Source organism: Blautia parvula (genome assembly GCF_020215665.1).
Taxonomy (GTDB): Bacteria; Bacillota; Clostridia; order Lachnospirales; family Lachnospiraceae; genus Blautia; species Blautia celeris.
In genome coordinates this window covers 4697720-4714685 of the sequence record NZ_CP084061.1, presented here as the reverse complement: position 1 = coordinate 4714685, position 16966 = coordinate 4697720, and the positions used below count along the sequence as shown (strand labels likewise).

18 protein-coding genes are annotated in these 16966 nt (G+C 48.1%); 1 reads left to right on the top strand and 17 read right to left on the bottom strand.

Features of this window, described 5'->3' with window-relative positions; translation table 11 throughout:
- Nucleotides 1-4: 4 nt before the first annotated feature.
- From LC508_RS21550 to LC508_RS21500, 11 genes are all read right to left on the bottom strand, one after another.
- On the bottom strand, nucleotides 5-1918 hold the full coding sequence (locus LC508_RS21550; protein WP_103731207.1) for a PTS fructose transporter subunit IIABC: 1914 nt from the start codon (nucleotides 1916-1918) through the stop codon (nucleotides 5-7).
- A 15-nt stretch (nucleotides 1919-1933) separates the two neighbouring features.
- Nucleotides 1934-2836, bottom strand: a complete 903-nt coding sequence (gene pfkB / locus LC508_RS21545; protein ID WP_103731208.1) for a 1-phosphofructokinase — start codon at nucleotides 2834-2836, stop codon at nucleotides 1934-1936.
- A 312-nt stretch (nucleotides 2837-3148) separates the two neighbouring features.
- The gene (locus LC508_RS21540; protein WP_103731209.1) at nucleotides 3149-4144 is read right to left on the bottom strand and encodes a hypothetical protein; all 996 of its coding nucleotides are present in this window, start codon (nucleotides 4142-4144) and stop codon (nucleotides 3149-3151) included.
- Between the two features lie 266 nt (nucleotides 4145-4410).
- Nucleotides 4411-4980, bottom strand: a complete 570-nt coding sequence (locus LC508_RS21535) for a PduL/EutD family phosphate acyltransferase (protein ID WP_033142122.1) — start codon at nucleotides 4978-4980, stop codon at nucleotides 4411-4413.
- A gap of 237 nt (nucleotides 4981-5217) precedes the next feature.
- Nucleotides 5218-5838 (bottom strand): hypothetical protein, encoded by a 621-nt coding sequence (locus tag LC508_RS21530; RefSeq protein WP_103731210.1) that lies wholly within the window; start codon nucleotides 5836-5838, stop codon nucleotides 5218-5220.
- Nucleotides 5839-6010: 172 nt separating this feature from the next.
- Nucleotides 6011-7048: a zinc-dependent alcohol dehydrogenase gene (locus tag LC508_RS21525; RefSeq protein ID WP_103731211.1), complete on the bottom strand. Its 1038-nt coding sequence runs from the start codon at nucleotides 7046-7048 to the stop codon at nucleotides 6011-6013.
- Between the two features lie 29 nt (nucleotides 7049-7077).
- Nucleotides 7078-8079 (bottom strand): Gfo/Idh/MocA family protein, encoded by a 1002-nt coding sequence (locus LC508_RS21520; protein WP_103731212.1) that lies wholly within the window; start codon nucleotides 8077-8079, stop codon nucleotides 7078-7080.
- A gap of 29 nt (nucleotides 8080-8108) precedes the next feature.
- Nucleotides 8109-9431 carry an alpha-glucosidase/alpha-galactosidase gene (gene melA / locus LC508_RS21515; RefSeq protein WP_103731213.1) on the bottom strand — a complete coding sequence of 441 codons (1323 nt, stop codon included), beginning with the start codon at nucleotides 9429-9431 and terminating at the stop codon, nucleotides 8109-8111.
- A gap of 15 nt (nucleotides 9432-9446) precedes the next feature.
- On the bottom strand, nucleotides 9447-10289 hold the full coding sequence (locus LC508_RS21510; RefSeq protein WP_033142118.1) for a carbohydrate ABC transporter permease: 843 nt from the start codon (nucleotides 10287-10289) through the stop codon (nucleotides 9447-9449).
- Nucleotides 10290-10297: 8 nt separating this feature from the next.
- Nucleotides 10298-11182 (bottom strand): carbohydrate ABC transporter permease, encoded by an 885-nt coding sequence (locus tag LC508_RS21505; RefSeq protein WP_052099558.1) that lies wholly within the window; start codon nucleotides 11180-11182, stop codon nucleotides 10298-10300.
- Between the two features lie 27 nt (nucleotides 11183-11209).
- Nucleotides 11210-12499 (bottom strand): ABC transporter substrate-binding protein, encoded by a 1290-nt coding sequence (locus tag LC508_RS21500; RefSeq protein WP_158587247.1) that lies wholly within the window; start codon nucleotides 12497-12499, stop codon nucleotides 11210-11212.
- Nucleotides 12500-12678: 179 nt separating this feature from the next.
- On the opposite strand from LC508_RS21500, the gene LC508_RS21495 reads away from it, so the two are divergent.
- Nucleotides 12679-13527, top strand: coding sequence for an AraC family transcriptional regulator (locus LC508_RS21495; RefSeq protein WP_033142116.1), 849 nt, complete (start codon nucleotides 12679-12681; stop codon nucleotides 13525-13527).
- 98 nt (nucleotides 13528-13625) lie between these two features.
- Here the strand turns inward: LC508_RS21495 and hisE are convergent, their stop codons facing one another.
- Genes hisE through hisB form a run of 6 tightly spaced genes read right to left on the bottom strand, consistent with a single transcriptional unit; the run spans nucleotide 13626 to nucleotide 16948 of the window.
- Entirely contained in the window at nucleotides 13626-13952 is a 327-nt protein-coding gene (gene hisE, locus LC508_RS21490; RefSeq protein ID WP_181014399.1) for a phosphoribosyl-ATP diphosphatase, read from the bottom strand.
- Entirely contained in the window at nucleotides 13949-14287 is a 339-nt protein-coding gene (gene hisI / locus LC508_RS21485) for a phosphoribosyl-AMP cyclohydrolase (protein ID WP_033142115.1), read from the bottom strand. The genes hisE and hisI overlap by 4 nt, the downstream gene beginning before the upstream one ends.
- Before the next feature lie 3 nt (nucleotides 14288-14290).
- Nucleotides 14291-15049, bottom strand: coding sequence for an imidazole glycerol phosphate synthase subunit HisF (gene hisF, locus LC508_RS21480; protein ID WP_033142114.1), 759 nt, complete (start codon nucleotides 15047-15049; stop codon nucleotides 14291-14293).
- Nucleotides 15043-15768, bottom strand: a complete 726-nt coding sequence (gene hisA, locus LC508_RS21475) for a 1-(5-phosphoribosyl)-5-[(5-phosphoribosylamino)methylideneamino]imidazole-4-carboxamide isomerase (RefSeq protein ID WP_103731215.1) — start codon at nucleotides 15766-15768, stop codon at nucleotides 15043-15045. Before hisA ends, hisF begins: the two co-directional genes overlap by 7 nt.
- Nucleotides 15765-16370 (bottom strand): imidazole glycerol phosphate synthase subunit HisH, encoded by a 606-nt coding sequence (gene hisH, locus LC508_RS21470; protein WP_033142112.1) that lies wholly within the window; start codon nucleotides 16368-16370, stop codon nucleotides 15765-15767. Before hisH ends, hisA begins: the two co-directional genes overlap by 4 nt.
- On the bottom strand, nucleotides 16367-16948 hold the full coding sequence (hisB, locus tag LC508_RS21465; RefSeq protein ID WP_054350415.1) for an imidazoleglycerol-phosphate dehydratase HisB: 582 nt from the start codon (nucleotides 16946-16948) through the stop codon (nucleotides 16367-16369). Before hisB ends, hisH begins: the two co-directional genes overlap by 4 nt.
- Nucleotides 16949-16966: the final 18 nt, after the last annotated feature.

The following is a 16966-nucleotide window of genomic DNA, read 5'->3' as shown; positions in this document are numbered from 1 at the left end:
TTATTTATTCATTTACTTTCTTCTTAAAAACGCCCAGCAGCCCGGCAGAAACAATAGTTCCGGCCACAAGCGCCACCAGATACATTACCGCATTTCCAACCACAGGGAAAACAAAGATTCCGCCGTGGGGAGCCATCAGTGTACAGTTAAAGAGCATACTCAGCGCCCCGGCAGCACCGGAGCCGATCATACATGCGGGAATCACATGGAGGGGATCGGAAGCCGCAAAGGGAATGGCTCCCTCTGTGATAAATGCCAGACCCATGATAAAGTTGGTGGGGCCTGCCTCCCTCTGTTCTCTCGTAAATTTATTCTTAAACAGCAGTGTTGCAAGAGCGATGGAACAGGGAGGTGTCATACCGCCGATCATAACCGCTGCCATAATATCATAATTTCCCGCCGCGATGGACGCTGTTCCGAATACATAGGCTGCCTTGTTGAAAGGACCGCCCATATCAATGGCCATCATGGCGCCCAAAATCAATCCTAAAATAATCTTACTGGAGCCGCTCATACTTGTCAATCCATTGTTCAGGGCTGTGTTGATACCGCCCATGATGGGTTCCACCACAAATGTCATGAGCAGCCCCATAACCAGAATCCCCACAACCGGATAGATCAGGACCGGGGCAATCTTCTCGATGGCCTGTGGAAGCTTATCACACACCCTGCGAAGGAGACGGATAAGATAACCGGCCGCGAATCCCGCTGCCAGAGCGCCCAGAAAACCGGATTGTCCCTGGGATGCAATCATGCCGCCTACAAAGCCAACCGCAAGGGCAGGCCTGTCACCGACAGCCATGGCGATGAATCCCGCCAGAACCGGAAGCATGAAGGCAAATGCTGTACCGCCGATGCTTTTAAACAGAGCTGCAACCGGTGTGATGGTACCGAAATCCGCCCTCTGGTCCATGGGCAGGGAATTCATATCCACACTGAAACCGTCGATCAAAAACGCAATGGCGATCAGGATACCGCCTCCCACCACAAAGGGAAGCATGTGGGATACGCCGTTCATAAGCTGTGTATAAATCTGATGTCCCACACTGCCGCCGCTCTTTGTCTGGGAGCTCTTCTGCACAGCACCGGATGCGTGGTATACAGGAGCATCCCCGTTTACCGCTCTCTCAAGCAGTGTGTCTGCCTTGCTGATACCGTCTGAAACCTGACATTCAATCACCTTTTTGCCGTCAAAACGGTCCATGGGAACCTGTGCGTCCGCGGCCACAATGATGCAGTCCGCTTCCTGGATCTCCCTGTCTGTCAGCACATTTTTAGCACCGCCGGAACCTCTTGTCTCCACCTTGACAAAACAGCCTCTGGCCTTGGCTGCTTTCTCAATCCCCTCGGCCGCCATATAGGTATGGGCAATGCCGGTGGGACAGGAGGTAACAGCCAGAATCTTAGCCTGCCCTCCCTGCTCCTCTGCGGGTTCTGCCAGGCGCTGGTCAATGTCCGGTTTTTCATCGTCTGCCTTATCTATGATCTCCAGAAATTCTTCCACAGACCCTGCATTTCTGAGAGAGTCTGAAAAATCTTCATCCATCATTAGAACGGAAAGCTTGCTGAGCACATCCAGATGTACATTGTCTTCCGTGTTGGGTGCCGCGATCAGAAAGATCAGAGTCACGGGTTCCCCGTCCAGGGCATCAAAGTCAACACCGTTCTTCACGACCATGGCCGCCAGGCCGGGTCTGTCAACCGCGTCACATTTTCCGTGAGGAATGGCGATTCCTTCACCGATTCCTGTGGTGCTCTCCTCCTCCCTTGCATATACCTGCTTTCTGTAGGCCTCCTCGTCATTGATCTTACCGCTCTTTGTCATCAGAGCGACCACTTGGTCAAGTGCCTCCTCCTTGCTTTTTGGGGCACCATTCAGGGAAATACTTCTCTTGTCCAGTAAATCTGTTATTCTCATACCCGTTTCCTTCCTTTATATGGTTTGATAGACAGCTTCTATTTCCTCGCGTTTCGCCAGGTATTCCGAGAACGCGCTGGCACTTCCCGCCGCGATTCCCATATGAAATGCGTGGACATAATCTTTCTTTTCCATCCATCCGGCCAGAAATCCGGCCACCATGGAATCCCCTGCTCCCACTGCATTTACAAGCCTCCCTTTTGGGGCAGGCGCCATATGGCAGCTTCCGTCTGCAGCAGCCAGCACCGCGCCCTGCCCTGCCATGGAAACCAGCACATTACAAGCCCCCATTTCCTGCAGCTTTCTGGCGTATGGGGGAACTTCCTCCCTGGTTTTGATCTCCGTACCGAATATCTCTCCCAGTTCATGGTTGTTGGGCTTGATCAGGAAGGGGTGATACTCCAGTACATTGACCAGCAGATCTCTGGTGGCATCCACCACGATCATGATTCCTCTCCCGGTGAGCCGCTTCATGATATCCCTGTAAATATCATCCGGCATAGATGCCGGGATACTGCCTGCAAGGACAAGCACATCCCCCTCACTCAGGCCATCCAGCCGCCGAAGCAGCTCCTCCACCTTTTCTTTCCCAATATCCGGCCCCTGTCCGTTAATCTCTGTACCGTCAATGGATTTCAGCTTCAGATTGATCCTTGAGACTCCCTTCTCTATCTGGATGAAGTCCGCTTTCACGCCAATCTCCTCCACTTTCCTGCGGATCTCATCGCCAGTGAATCCGGCGGTAAATCCCAGTGCCGTATTCTCAATACCCAGGTTCATGAGCACTGTGGATACATTGATGCCCTTGCCGCCCGGAAGCAGCAGTTCGGAATCTGTCCTGTTCGTCATACCAAGCTGAAAATCCTCGACGGAAACGATATAATCCAGTGACGGATTGAATGTGACCGTGTAAATCATATGCTTCCCTCCTGTCCGGTTGTTCCGGTTATCTCTTTCTTTCACTATCTGTATTATACAGCCATATTCGTTCAAATTCAATCAAATTAATTCACGAAAATGGCGACTCATTTTGGTGCAATATGCACAGTTTTGAATATTTTAATGTGTATTCAAGTATATATATCCATATTCGTTCATACTCGGTCATTTATATTCTTTGTATTTCCTCAAGACAATATAAAAAGCCGAAGGCAAAAAGATATCCCTATTAATATCTTCTTTCTTCGGCTTTCCTATACCATATAATAACATTTTATCAGCATTCCCGATTTATCCGGCGGTCTGCTGCACGCTCTCCTCCCGGAACAGCTTCTCGGCAATCTCCACATCAGAATCCTCGGGCTCATTTTGTATCAGATCTGCTATTCTCCTGACGTATAAGGCCTCCAATTCCAATACTTCAGCAATCTCAATCACCGCATAGCCCTTTTTTAACTTCTTTCTTATACATCCAATCAGCTCCGCTCTGCCCTCTGCCGCACCTTTTACTCTGCCTCTGGCAATGCCCTTTGCAATACCCATCTCAACTCCTTCATCAAAAAATAACTGTTCAACCTTATTCATGCCTATCACCTCCTTGATCCTTTTTGCATAATCCCTGTCTAAGATCTTATCCGCAAAGGTAAGGATTCCGACAAGGGCCTGCATGCGCTGCTCCTCATCCCGAATCTCCTGCGCCAGCCTTACCGTCTCCTCTGCCAATGCCTGCTTTTCTGCCCTGCCTTTTACCGTAAGCGGCAGAACAATCAGTTCCAGCAGTTCATCATCATCCAAAGCTTCTTTCATTTCCACTTTACACTGAATTTTTGATAAAACTTTTGCTGTATCCATGCGCAGAAGATACACCGGTTCTATTTTCAGCTGCATACATCCCACGTCCAGAATGTTTGGATCTATATCACTTATATCTGCTGAAAATATAATGATCAGATGGATGATCGGCAGCCTTTTTCTGCCTTTTCCTGATCTCCGGCCTTTTTCCTGTCTGATAAAACGTTTCAAGATCCTGGCTATGTAGTTTACATATTTTATGATGTCCTGAATCCCGAAAGTGCTCTCATAATCGATCAGCGCATAGGAATCGTCCTCAAGGATAAATAGATTATCTATCCTTAACTCATTGGCTTCTATAGCAGGAAGGTTTGTAGGCCTGGAATCCTTTATTTTTATATGCGGCAGGCCATATACAGTCAGTTTTTTATTCTTCAGTGCATCGCCGAAATATTTAAGTGCAATATCTTTATTTTGATATGCAATGTCTCCCATACATTTCTCCCTTTATTATATCTTTTTAGAATGGAAAATACAATACAAAAAGACAGACTTCGCCCAAAGCCTCACCCACTTCCTTTTATAGATTTGTTAAAAATGGAAAACCGCAGAAACTGCGAAGAAATCAAAAGCAGAACGCCTTCGTTTTGAATATGTTCTCAGCGTAACAGAACCGGGGGATTCTGTCAAGGGTAATGTAAATAGTAATTTTATAAAAAAAGCGCCCGGTCAATACCGGGCGCAAATCTGTCAGTCTCAGATTATTTCGTCATTTCTCCGTAGCACTCTTTTCCAGGAGCCAAAGCGTTGGCTTCATCTGTATCAATGTGTGCTGCTGTTGCATAAGAAGCGCTTACACGTACAACTACATCACCGAATGTAAGAGATCTTCCGTTTGGAGACTCGATTTCCAGTTTAACGATGTCTTTGTCTTTTACGCCTGCTTTTTCAGCATCTTCCGGAGTCATATGTACGTGACGTTTTGCAGCAATAACGCCCTCTGTCAGTTCTACTTCACCTTCCGGGCCAACTAATTTACATGCGCCTGTGCCTGCGATATCGCCGGACTCACGGATAGGAGCAGCAACGCCAAGGCTTCTTGCGTCTGTCAGGGATACTTCAACCTGAGTATCTTTTCTTACAGGTCCTAAAACAGACATTTTCAGGCTGCCTTTGGAACCGATCACTTCAACTTTTTCTTCACATGCGAACTGTCCCGGCTGGCTCAGCATTTTCTTTACAGTCAGCTCATGGCCTTTGCCAAACAGAATCTCCAGATGTTCCTGGGATAAGTGTAAATGTCTTGCAGATGTTTCCACTAATACTTTCATTTCATATCCTCCACACAATCATTAATTTGTTCATAACGGTTCAGTCAGCTGAACTGTTACGAATACATACATTCAACACACACAACAACCATACTCCTGTTGCAATTAACATTCTCTATTTATTATTATAACTTTTTTTAAAGGCTTGTCAACGCATCCGCAGGGATTCTTTTGGCACTTTTTGCATTTTTCGCGGTACATGAGGCGAAGTGTACTGCTGCCGGAAGGCGCCTGCTGTCACTCCTCGCTGCTGCTTTTGGGCAGCTTCTTTTTTAAATAATCATATTCCGCCATAATGCTTCTCGTTATCTCATCCTCCCCAAACCGGTTGTCCGGCTGGTAGATCTTCAGCAGTGCCCAGGCGCGCCGCTTTAACTCCTCCTGGGTGTGGATACCCTTAAAGTAATGTATCCTTCTCTCGCTCTCTCCAATGGCAGAATTCCTGACACTGTTGTAGACTTTATTGCTGTCCCAGTCATAATCGGCCCATTTGTATCCTGTCTTTTTGTGCACAATATGTACGCTCTCCAGCGCTGTTTTATAAAACTTCATGATCCAGCTGCAGATACCTTCCAGAACAACCATCACGGCACCTACACCGGCGCCCGGCACGTATGCCAGAACAGCCGCCACCAAGACACTGATGATGATCGCTGCGATCCCCGGACCGCGTCCCTGCATCTGCAGCGCAATCTGTGCCACCACGCCGATGGTCAGCACCACGGCTGCCAGAATGCACACAAATGTTACCACAGCTCCACAGACCTTTAAAAAAAACTGAAAACACCTTGCCAGCAAAAATACACAGAAAAGCACAGGTGCTGCTATGACTTTCCCCGCCGTTTTCAAAATCTTCATCTTTTTATCCCTTAATCGTTCTCTCACAGACCGGGCACATCCCGGTACTTTTAGCTTTTCACTCTTTTTCTTTGTCTAGTTTAACACAATCTTCCAACGGAGGGAAGGGAAACATGAAAATAACGGCCTGCAGGATGTCTCCGGCCGGCCGTTATACACCAACTTTATTCAGTTAAAATTCTACTCCCATCTTTACACTGCTGGACGGGTTCCTGTCAATACTCATATAGGTCTCAGCGGCCTTGTCTATGGGCACAACCGGGTCAACAATATTTTCACATTTCAGCAGGCCTTTTGCCAGCATATCCCAACAGGTGTTACAGATTCTTTCAAAGCTCCATCTGGGATATTCCCGGTTCGGCTCACTGCAGGCTCTTGATATAATGATGTTGGGCTGGTTAAAGTGTGCTTCCCTTCCGAGATTCAGGCCGCCCAGACATTCGTGATACCATCCGACGACAGCTACATTTCCGTTATAAACCACACCCCTGATCGCCTGCTGGAGCGCATGGTAATTACCGCTGGTCTCTATCACTACATCAGCCCCACGTTTCCCGGTTGCTTTCTTGATCTCAAATCCCACATCCACGGAGGAAGAATCGAGAGCCAGATCCGCCCCATTCTCCAATGCTACATTTCTCCGCTTTTCGATAGGATCGCATACAATCACCATTGCCGCTCCCGCCAGTCTTGCAAACTGTGCAGCGAGCAGGCCGATGGCTCCCAGACCTGAGATCACCACATTATCTCCTACCCTTACCTGACCGTCCCGGATTCCTCCAAGGGCAAACTGTGCAGGGTCATAGCACACAGCTTCCTTCCATGTCATACGTTTCGGCATCTTAAATGCCTCCTCTGCCTTGAGGGTGTGGGTACTTTTGAGAGGGCCATAACCGGCTATCCGCTCTCCGATTTCAAATCCCTTTACTTCCTTTCCCATCTCTGTGATATGACCGATCCACATATTTCCGGGGCGCATAAAAAATGGTTTCTCTGCTGCCTCTTTGCTCTTTCTGAAAAGAAGATATTCTTCATCAAAAATATTTTCCAAAAATGGATCTTCACCCCTGAAATGAGTAAACTCCGTTCCGTGTTTTGCCGCGGCAAATTCTACTTTCACGCGAATCTCATTCTCTTTCACCGGAACGTCTTCATATTCTCTGAGGTATGCTTTTCTCGGTTCTGTTGAAACAATCTCTTTTCCTGTCATTTTACCTTCTCCTTTTTGTCATTTCTTTCTTATTCCGGCACAACACGTGCCCCGTTTTTTCCTGATGATTCCACCACTGCGCTCACCAGCCGCAGACCTTTTAAACCTTCCGGCACACCTGCCGTATTTTCCCTTCTGCCCCGTATAGTGTCTATAAAACAGCAGTCCTCCAGATACGTGGCATCCACTTCCTCCGCAACCGTTTCTGTACGGAGCTCTTTCTCATCTGTAAAAGTAAAAACACCGTGATTGTGGTCAGTGAAATCTGCTGTCATATGCTCACAGATGACCCGGAATCTGCCGTTCCACTGTTCTTTTACGGAACAGTTGGAACCGCATATGGAACCCAGAGCGCCATTTTTAAAATGTATACTGCAGACACTGGTATCCTCAATGGTATAACCCTCCACATCCTGATGGCAGAGATTCGCAATATGTCCGTTCACACAATCCGCATCCCCCATCAGATAAAGCCCCATATCATACAGATGGATGACCTGCTCAAAAACCTGACCGCCGCATTTTGAAACATCACGCCACCAGGGCCCGTGAAGGCTGTTGCACTCATAATCTGCCATGTAAAGCGTAGGTTTTCCCGCAGTACCGTTTTCCATATACTCTTTAAATTTCCTGACCGCACTTCCAAATCTCATATGGTATCCTACCTGGGAAACAATATGATTACGCTCCACTGCATCCGACATGGATTTTCCTCTCTCCACATCCAGGGCAATGGGCTTTTCAATAAATACATGGATTCCCCTGTCTGCTGCCGCTTCAAGCTGTCCGCTGTGGGCAAAAGGCGGCAGGCAGATATAAAGTGCATCAAGGTCTGCCTCCTCTATCATGCGGAAACCGTCATCATAAATCCCGCAGTCCAGATGATTTTCACGGGCAAAGGCCTCTGCATCATCTGCCGGAGAAGAACACAGTCCTGCAATCTCCACATTCTCCATTCTCATCATACTGCGCGCATGGGCTTTTCCCATATTTCCCATGCCCAGCACACCCACTCTCAATACTTTCTCCATCTGACTTATCTCCTTGCTTTTTACGTTTATTATCTGTATTCAGGCATCCAGGAACCGTGTGCCTCCAGCATTTCATCGCACATTGCCCTGATGTCATCCATGGACAGTTCCGCCGCTGTATGGGGGTCCATCATGGCCGCCATATAAATATCCTCTTTCCGTCTGGATTTTGCGGCCTGGATCGTCAGAAGCTGAACATTGATGTTCGTACGGTTTATGGCAGCGCACTGTTCCGGAAGATTTCCCACATAACAGGGATGGATTCCATCCCTGTCTACCAGGCAGGGAACCTCCACACATGCATTGGGGGGAAGGTTGGGAATCAGGCCCGTATTCCGGACATTGCCGTGTACGCGGTAGGGAACATCATTCTCCATAGAATTTATGATAAACGATGCAAATTCGCGGCTCTTCTCATGCTTGATCTCCGCATTCTGTACCAGCTCTCCCCGCATCTGCTTCCAGTCTCCGATCTGTTTGATACAGCGTTTCGGATATTCATCCAAAGGAATGTTATATCGCTCGATCAGCTCCGGATACCTGTCTTTTATAAACCATGGCGTATATTCCGCATTATGCTCAGAGGATTCTGTTATGTAATATCCAAACCTCAGCATCATCTCATAGCGGACCTTATCCCAGCCCGCGTCATATGAAGCCTCGCCGTTTAAAAAGGCCGCTGCACGCTTTTTAATCTCCGGATACAGATCATTTCCTCTGCCGTCCTGAACCTTCAAAAGCCATGCCTGATGGTTAATGCCCGCAATCTCCCATCTTGCCTCCGGAACCAGTTCCTCCATGTCCAGAGCCTTAAAGAGCTGGGGAATGCAGACCTGCACGCTGTGGCACAAACCGATGGTGTTGATTTTCGTGTATGTCTGCAGATATCCGGTCAGCATGGCCATAGGGTTGGAATAGTTGATGAACAGGGCATCCGGACATACTTCCATCATGTCGGCAGCAAATTCCTCCAGCACGGGTATGGTTCTGAGTGCCCGGAATATGCCGCCTATCCCCAGGGTGTCTGCAATGGTCTGGCGCAGTCCGTATTTCTTCGGAATCTCAAAATCCGTAATTGTGCAGGGATCATATCCCCCTACCTGTATGGCATTGACAACATATTTCGCCCCTCTCAGAGCCTGTTTCCTGTCAGCGTGGGCCTCAATCCTCACTTTGCGCCCCGCGTTTGAGGCTATGTTCTCCAGCATTTTCCTGGAATCCTCCAGCCGCACCGGGTCAATATCGTGCAGCGCGATCTCCAGCTCCTGTATCTCCGGTGTCAGGATGCAGTCGCCCAGCACACTCTTTGCAAATATTGTGCTGCCTGCCCCCATAAAAGCTATTCTTGGCATAATTACCTCCTGTCTTTAACTCTTCATTCCTGTAATTGTAATTCCTTCAATAATATATTTCTGTGCAAACAGGTATACTGCCAGCACAGGAATCACCGCAATTGTGGAGGCAGCCATGATCAGCGACCAGTCCACTGTATATTTCCCCTTAAACATATTCAGAAGCAGGGGCACCGTATATTTCTCCTGGGAATTTAAGAATATAAGCGGTGTATAGAAACTATTCCAATTCCACATAAATGAGAAGATTCCCAGAGATGCCAGTGCCGGTTTCACAAGCGGAAGCACGATTCTGAAAAACATGGAACCATAGTTTGCACCGTCGATGATTCCTGCCTCCATCAGCTCATCGGGCAGTGCCATAATAAACTGTCTGCACAGAAATACTCCCATGGGCATATAGGCAACTGTCATCAAAATAATGGACAAATGTGTGTCGATCAGATTTAACTGGCTGAAGATCAGGAACAGCGGGATGGATATTACCGTATATGGAACCATCATGACCGCTATAAAGCCGCCGAACACCACCCCTGATCCCCGGAACCTGAGTTTTCCCAGTGCATATCCCGCCATAGCGGAGGTGAGCACCTGACCTGTCACATTGATGACAGCCAGCTTCAGACTGTTCAGGTATGCCTTTCCAAAAGGCAACGCTGTCATGGCTTTTTCATAATTATCCCAGTGGAAGATTTCCGGTATCAGTTTCGGCGGATAGGCAAATGCCTCCTCTGAACCCTTCAGGGAAGTAGAGATCATCCACAAAAACGGAAATAAAGCAAGTACAGCCATGAATACCAGTATTACCTGAACCAGCAGGGTATAAAATCTCTTTTGTTTATTCTTTCTGTTCGCCATAATCTCACCTACTCTCCGTAATGAACCCATTTGTCAGAAAGCTTAAACTGTATCACAGATACAGCCACAACCACGAAAAACAGGATCAGTGCCGCTGTGGATGCCTTGCCCAGCTCATAGCTCTTGAATGCCGTCTGATATATATGGATCGCCATGGTATACGTCTTCTTTGCCGGCCCGCCGGATGTCAGCAGGAACATCTGGTCAAAGACCTGAAATGCATTTATCATTGTAGTGATAGTCACCAGCAGTGTGGTAGGTGAGATAAGCGGAACTGTAATATTGAAAAATACCTGCCGCTCATTTGCGCCGTCAATCTTTGCTGCCTCCACATACGTCCTGGGGACATTCTGAAGACCAGCCAGAAACAGCACGATATTGTACCCCAGCCCCCACCAGATACTCATGACAATGACTGCCCCCATTGCAGTGGATGGGTCACGCAGCCATTCCTTCCCCTCTATTCCGAAAAATCTCAATATCATGTTCAGAATACCGAACTGCGGCTGGTAGATCCAGGACCATACCACTGCGATTCCCACAGAGGTAACAATCTGAGGGAGAAAGAAAACGGCGCGGTAGAACATCTTCCCCCATGCCTTATTTAGCAGCATGGCAAGCCCCAGTGACAGCACAATGGAACATGGCACGTAGATAACGGAATAGACCAGGGTGTTCTTAATGGCAATCCCTGTATCCGGATCTGTAAACACTGCCTTAAAATTCTGGAATCCTGTAAATACCGGAGCACTGAATCCATTCCAATCGAAGAAGCTCAGCACAAATGCGATCACAATAGGTATGATTCCCAGGCAGACCAGACTAATGAGCTGTGGAAGGATAAACACGATCCCCCATCTGTTTCTGGATTTTTCCAGTTTACTTTTTTTCATATGTCCATCCCTTCCCCACATACCTGCTTATTTCTGAAGTTCATCATCGACTGTCTGTACGATATTTGTCAGGGTCTGCTCCACATCCTGCTCTCCCACCAGCAGTTTTTCCACTTCACCTGTAATAGAATCTGTCATACCCGGATGAAGCGCCTCTGCCTTTGGATACACCAGTGCAATATCCACAGCATCCAGGAAAGTCTGTGCATGTTCTGGCGTTCCTGTCAGCACGATCTCATCCAGCCCGTCAACTGTGGGTACCGCATTGCCCTGACCTTCCATCCTGATCTTCTGTCCCTGTTCTCCGCAGTAAAAGGATACGAACTCCCACACCGCATCAGGATTGGATGCCTTCTTATTTATGACCATGGGTGTTGCCGGCATAGCGCAGACTGCCTGTGAGGGTTCCTCATAGTACGGGAACGGAGCTACATCATATGCAAAACTCAAATCCGTAAAATCCGCCACATACCAGCGCCCCGCATACAGCATCCCCGCCTGGCCTGATACAAACAGCGTGTCCGGTGACTCTCCACTGGTCAGAGAACCTGCAAAGGTAAAGGCTTTTGACTTGATATTGCTGTCCAGATAGGTCAGGCCGGCTTTTGCCCGCTCAGAACCGAACTCTGCTTTTGTCATATCATCTGAATAGACAGGATCCTCTGCGGAAAAAAGGAAAGAGTAAAGCGTTCCCCACCAGTTCTCATATACAAACCCAACCTTTGAAGCATCCCTGAGCTGTTCTGATACCTGCTGAAGCGCCTCAAAATTCCATTTGCCCTCATCCACATATTCCTGCGGTGATTTTATGTTCAGCTCTTTAAACAGGTCTGCGTTGTAATAGATCACCATAGGGTTACAGTCCACCGGAACTCCTGTCACCTTATCCTCAAACGTATAGTTTTCCAGTAAATTTTCAGGCACATCTTCTCTCTTCAGATTGGAATCACTTTCATCCAGATATTTTGATATATCCAGAAGCATGTCTGATTTATTCAGTTCTCCATAAGAGGCTTCCTCTGAATAGAAACAGTCAGGAGCTTCCTTTGACTTGAGCTGTGTCATGATCTTCTCATTGTAGTTGTCCCCCGGTACGCCTACAAATGTTACCTCAACATCCTCACTCTGTTCATTGAAGGCATCCACGGCCTTCTTATACTGTTCCAGCTCGGCTGCCGATCCCCCGACCATAAAACGCACGCTGTCTTTTCCATCAGCAGTCTTTCCTTTGCTGCCGCTGCCCTGGCAGCCCCCAAGCACCAAAGTCCCTGCCAATCCTGTTGCCAATGCTGCCGCTAACATTTTTCTTCTTAACATACTTTTTACCTCCTTAGGTAATACCTTCTCTCTGTTTTGCATGTTTCCATCAGCATTTCTTATGATTCCATTATAAAAGATTTGCCTTAAAACAAAATACACTCTCTTGTCCTTATGATGGATTCATGTTGTTTTTTGTGCATAATAGTATTATACTGTTTAAATAAGGGGGATTTTTTATGAAAATTGAGGAATATTACGCTTCAAAGATCCAGAGAGATGTGAATTTGAAATACTGCGGCTATGAGGAGTGTGCACCGGATTTCCGCATGCCTCCGCATACCCGCTCCGAATATCTGATACACTATATCACGCAGGGCCGGGGAACATATATATGTGAGGGCGCTGCCTATCCCATCCGGCAGGGAGATCTGTTTATCATATATCCCTCACAGCTTGCCAGCTATCACACCTCGCCGGAAGATCCTCTGCATTTTTCCTGGCTGGCTTTTACCGGTGACAGTGCAGATACCCTCACGGAGCAGCTGGGCTTTTCCAGGCAGTCTCCTGTTCATAAGCTGCATCCACAGTATTCCATAGATGAAACCATCCGGACACTTGCAGAACATCTGGAATCGGTGGGATTCTGTAATGATTTTACAATACAGTCCCTCATGTACTCCATCTTTTCCAACATTGCACAGTCCTACAGTCTCTCGGGAAAATATCAGAAGGAGAACCAGACCGTTCTCTTTGAACATATAGGAAAAGCCAAATCTTATATAAAATGCAACTATATCTATCCAATCACTGTTCAGGACATTGTGGAGCATGTCGGTTTGGAGCGCAGTTATTTTTCTAAGATATTTCACAAATTTACGGGAACTACAGCCCAGAATTATCTTCTGGATCTGCGCATTCAGCGCTCTAAACTCCTGTTGGAACGCACAGATTACACGGTCCGGGAAATCTGTTCCTATGTAGGCATGAAAGACGAATACTACTTTTCCAGGGCTTTCAAACGCTCCGTAGGCCTTTCACCGTCGCTGTACCGCCAGAATATCCGCAGCCGTACCGAATCACCCTGATCCTGCATCTTTCAGACATGAAAAAGCGGCTGCCCCGGACTTATGCATAACGCACGGTCCGGGACAGCCGCCCCTTGTTTTCTCCGCCTGTTTTCTATTTATGATTCATGGTCACTGACATGGAACTTTTTCAAATTCCCGATTTTCTGTCTTCTCTGCTCCAGGATCTCCTCCACCTCATCCATGGAGATTCCGCTCTCCACCATCATGACTATCAGATGATAAAGAAGATCACAGATTTCGTTGGCCGTGTCCTCATTTTTTCCGTTTTTGGCTGCAATGATGACTTCACTGCACTCCTCACCGCATTTTTTCAGTATTTTATCCAATCCCTGTTCAAAGAGATAGCAGGTGTAAGAACCTTCCTGTTTTGTGCCTTTCCGTTCCAGGGCCACTTCGTACAGGCCTTTTATTACGTCCATCATAAGGGGCGTCCTCCTTTTTCTTTCCATATATCTTTAAAGAAACAGCTGTGTGCACCGGTATGGCAGGCCGCGCCTGTCTGGATCACTGTTATGAGCAGGGTGTCATCATCACAGTCTGCTTTGATATCAATCACCTTCTGTATGTGGCCGGAGGTTGCTCCCTTGTTCCACAGTTCCTGTCTGGAACGGCTGTAGAACCAGGTATATCCGGTCTCAAATGTTTTTTCAAGGCTTTCCCGGTTCATGTAGGCCAGCATCAGCACCTCCCCGGTACCTGCCTCCTGCACAACAGCCGGTATCAGTTCACTTTTTTGAAAATAACGTTCTACATCCATCGTCTACCTCCTGACCGGAATCTGCTGTTCTCTCAGATGCTCTTTTACCTGTTCCACAGTCAGCTCCCGGAAATGAAACAGGGAAGCCGCCAGTGCCGCATCTGCTTTGCTCTCCCTGAAAACCTCTGAAAAATGCTCCAGCTTACCGCAGCCGCCGCTGGCAATGACCGGTATGGACACCACGTCACAGACTGCGTTAGTCAGTTCCAGATCAAAACCGTCACGGCATCCGTCTGTGTCCATGGACGTGAGGAGAATCTCGCCTGCTCCAAGCTGCTGGCACTTCTGTGCCCATTCTATGGCATCCAGACCTGTATCTATCCTTCCGCCGTTCACCACGACCTTAAATTTGCCCTTCTCATCCCTTTTTGCATCAATGGCAGCCACCACGCACTGACTTCCGAATATGGCAGCCGCCTCCCTGATAAGCTCCGGATTCCTGACTGCTGCTGAATTGACGGAAACCTTGTCAGCTCCGGCACGGAGGATTTCCCTGAAATCCTCCACTGTGCGGATGCCGCCCCCTACTGTGAGGGGTACAAATACATGTTTTGCCGTTCTGGATACCACATCAACCATAGTTCCTCTTCCCTCATGGGTCGCTGTGATATCCAGAAAACAGATTTCATCTGCTCCCTGCCTGTCGTACTCAATGGCGCATTCCACCGGATCTCCCACCTCTTTGATACCCACAAAATTCACGCCCTTAACCACTTTGCCGTCTCTTACATCCAGGCAGGGTATAATTCTCTTTGCTAACATGTCTGCTCACCTGCCTTTTCTATAGCCAAGGCCAGATCAAGCGCTCCGGTGTAAACGGCTTTTCCGCAGATACACCCGTATAAGTTAAGTTTTTTACAGTCCAGGATATCCTGAATGGAACGGACACCGCCGCTGGCAATGATATCGCAGGATACCGCCTCATTCAGCTTTCCAAGCTGCTCTGTATTGACACCCGAAAGTGTCCCGTCTCTGGAAATGTCTGTATAGATAATGGTTTTCACCCCGGCGTCTTCCATGGCCCGTGCCAGATCCAGATATGTAACATCACTCTTTTCAAGCCACCCCTCTGTGGCCACCATACCGTTCCTGGCATCAATACCGACTGCGATCTTATCACCGAACTTACAGACCGCCTCTTTTACAAGGGAGGGGTCTTTGACCGCCACAGAACCAAAAATGACCCTGGAAATACCCTTTTCCAGAAACCGTTCAATGGTATCCATACTGCGGATCCCTCCGCCCACCTCCACTTTCAGGCCTGACTCCCCGGCCACTTTCTCAAAGATCTCTTCATTGACCGGCCTTCCGTCCTTTGCTCCGTCCAGATCCACCATGTGGATCCAGGCGGCACCGGCTTCCCGGAAGGAGTCAGCTGTCTCATAAGGGCTTTCAGCCACCTGATGCGCAGTGGCATAGTCACCTTTTACAAGCCGCACACATGTTTTATCTTTTATATCAATTGCAGGTAATATAATCATTTTCTCACCAGCCTTGCGAAATTTTTCAAAAGTTCCAGACCTGCGGCACCGCTTTTCTCCGGATGGAACTGGGCGCCGTACACATACCCCCGGTGTACCAGAGCGGGAATCCGCTCATTGTAGATGGTGTAACAGGAAATGTTCTCATCACCGGTATCTGCGCGGAAGGAATGGACAAAATATACATACGCGCCCTTTGGCATGTTCTCCGTCATGGCACAGGGGTTTAAGACCGTCAGGTCATTCCAGCCCATATGGGGAATCTTTAAGCCCCCTCCGTCAATAAGCTGTACACAGCCCGGTATCAGCCCAAGACCTTCCGTCTCCTGAAACTCATAACTCTTTTCAAAGAGCATCTGCATACCAAGACAAATGCCCAGAAGCGGCTTTTTCTGTGCCTCCTCTTTTATGACTTCTGCAAGCCCCTGTTCTCTCAGCATATGCATGGCATCCGGAAAAGCCCCGACTCCCGGCAGTATCACAGCATCCGCACAGCGTATCTCCCTGCAGTCTGCAGTGATGATGCTCTCCTCCTCCAGAAAATCAAGGGCATTTTTCACACTGAAAAGATTGCCTGCCCCGTAATCAATGATCGCTATCATGCCAACATCCCCTTTGACGAAAGTATTTTTCCTCCATTTGGTTCCAGCGCTTCCCTGAGTGCGTGCGCTGCGGCCTTAAAAAGAGCCTCAATCTTATGGTGGTCATTTTCTCCGTAGGGACATTTCAGATGAAGGGTGATTCCGGCGTTAAAAGCAAACGCGCGGAAGAACTCCTTTACCATACAGCAGTCCAGGGTTCCCACAGAAGGATTTGCAAACTCCGCGTCAAACACCAGAAATGGCCTGCCGCTTATATCCAGGGCACAGAATCCCAGTGCCTCATCCATGGGAATAAAGAAGCTGCCGTACCTGCGGATACCACCCTTATCTCCGAGAGCCTTGACAAATGCCTGCCCCATAACAATGCCCAGATCCTCAATGCTGTGGTGACAGTCAACCTCCAGGTCACCCTTCATATCCAGATCCATATCAAATCCGCCATGTACACAGAAAGCCTGCATCATATGGTCAAAAAAACCCACTTTGCAGGTTCCCATGTAACGGCCGGTGCCGTCCAGATTCCATCTAAGCCTGATGTCTGTCTCTTTTGTCTTTCTTGTAATCTCTCCGATTCTCAATCAGCTTCCTCCTTTCCT

Coding starts and splice junctions, on each gene's coding strand:
- LC508_RS21550 (WP_103731207.1), bottom strand. CDS start 1,918: ATGAGAATAACAGATTTACTGGACAAGAGAAGTATTTCCCTGAATGGT.
- pfkB (WP_103731208.1), bottom strand. CDS start 2,836: ATGATTTACACGGTCACATTCAATCCGTCACTGGATTATATCGTTTCC.
- LC508_RS21540 (WP_103731209.1), bottom strand. CDS start 4,144: ATGGGAGACATTGCATATCAAAATAAAGATATTGCACTTAAATATTTC.
- LC508_RS21535 (WP_033142122.1), bottom strand. CDS start 4,980: ATGAAAGTATTAGTGGAAACATCTGCAAGACATTTACACTTATCCCAG.
- LC508_RS21530 (WP_103731210.1), bottom strand. CDS start 5,838: ATGAAGATTTTGAAAACGGCGGGGAAAGTCATAGCAGCACCTGTGCTT.
- LC508_RS21525 (WP_103731211.1), bottom strand. CDS start 7,048: ATGACAGGAAAAGAGATTGTTTCAACAGAACCGAGAAAAGCATACCTC.
- LC508_RS21520 (WP_103731212.1), bottom strand. CDS start 8,079: ATGGAGAAAGTATTGAGAGTGGGTGTGCTGGGCATGGGAAATATGGGA.
- melA (WP_103731213.1), bottom strand. CDS start 9,431: ATGCCAAGAATAGCTTTTATGGGGGCAGGCAGCACAATATTTGCAAAG.
- LC508_RS21510 (WP_033142118.1), bottom strand. CDS start 10,289: ATGGCGAACAGAAAGAATAAACAAAAGAGATTTTATACCCTGCTGGTT.
- LC508_RS21505 (WP_052099558.1), bottom strand. CDS start 11,182: ATGAAAAAAAGTAAACTGGAAAAATCCAGAAACAGATGGGGGATCGTG.
- LC508_RS21500 (WP_158587247.1), bottom strand. CDS start 12,499: ATGTTAAGAAGAAAAATGTTAGCGGCAGCATTGGCAACAGGATTGGCA.
- LC508_RS21495 (WP_033142116.1), top strand. CDS start 12,679: ATGAAAATTGAGGAATATTACGCTTCAAAGATCCAGAGAGATGTGAAT.
- hisE (WP_181014399.1), bottom strand. CDS start 13,952: ATGATGGACGTAATAAAAGGCCTGTACGAAGTGGCCCTGGAACGGAAA.
- hisI (WP_033142115.1), bottom strand. CDS start 14,287: ATGGATGTAGAACGTTATTTTCAAAAAAGTGAACTGATACCGGCTGTT.
- hisF (WP_033142114.1), bottom strand. CDS start 15,049: ATGTTAGCAAAGAGAATTATACCCTGCCTGGATGTAAGAGACGGCAAA.
- hisA (WP_103731215.1), bottom strand. CDS start 15,768: ATGATTATATTACCTGCAATTGATATAAAAGATAAAACATGTGTGCGG.
- hisH (WP_033142112.1), bottom strand. CDS start 16,370: ATGATAGCGATCATTGATTACGGGGCAGGCAATCTTTTCAGTGTGAAA.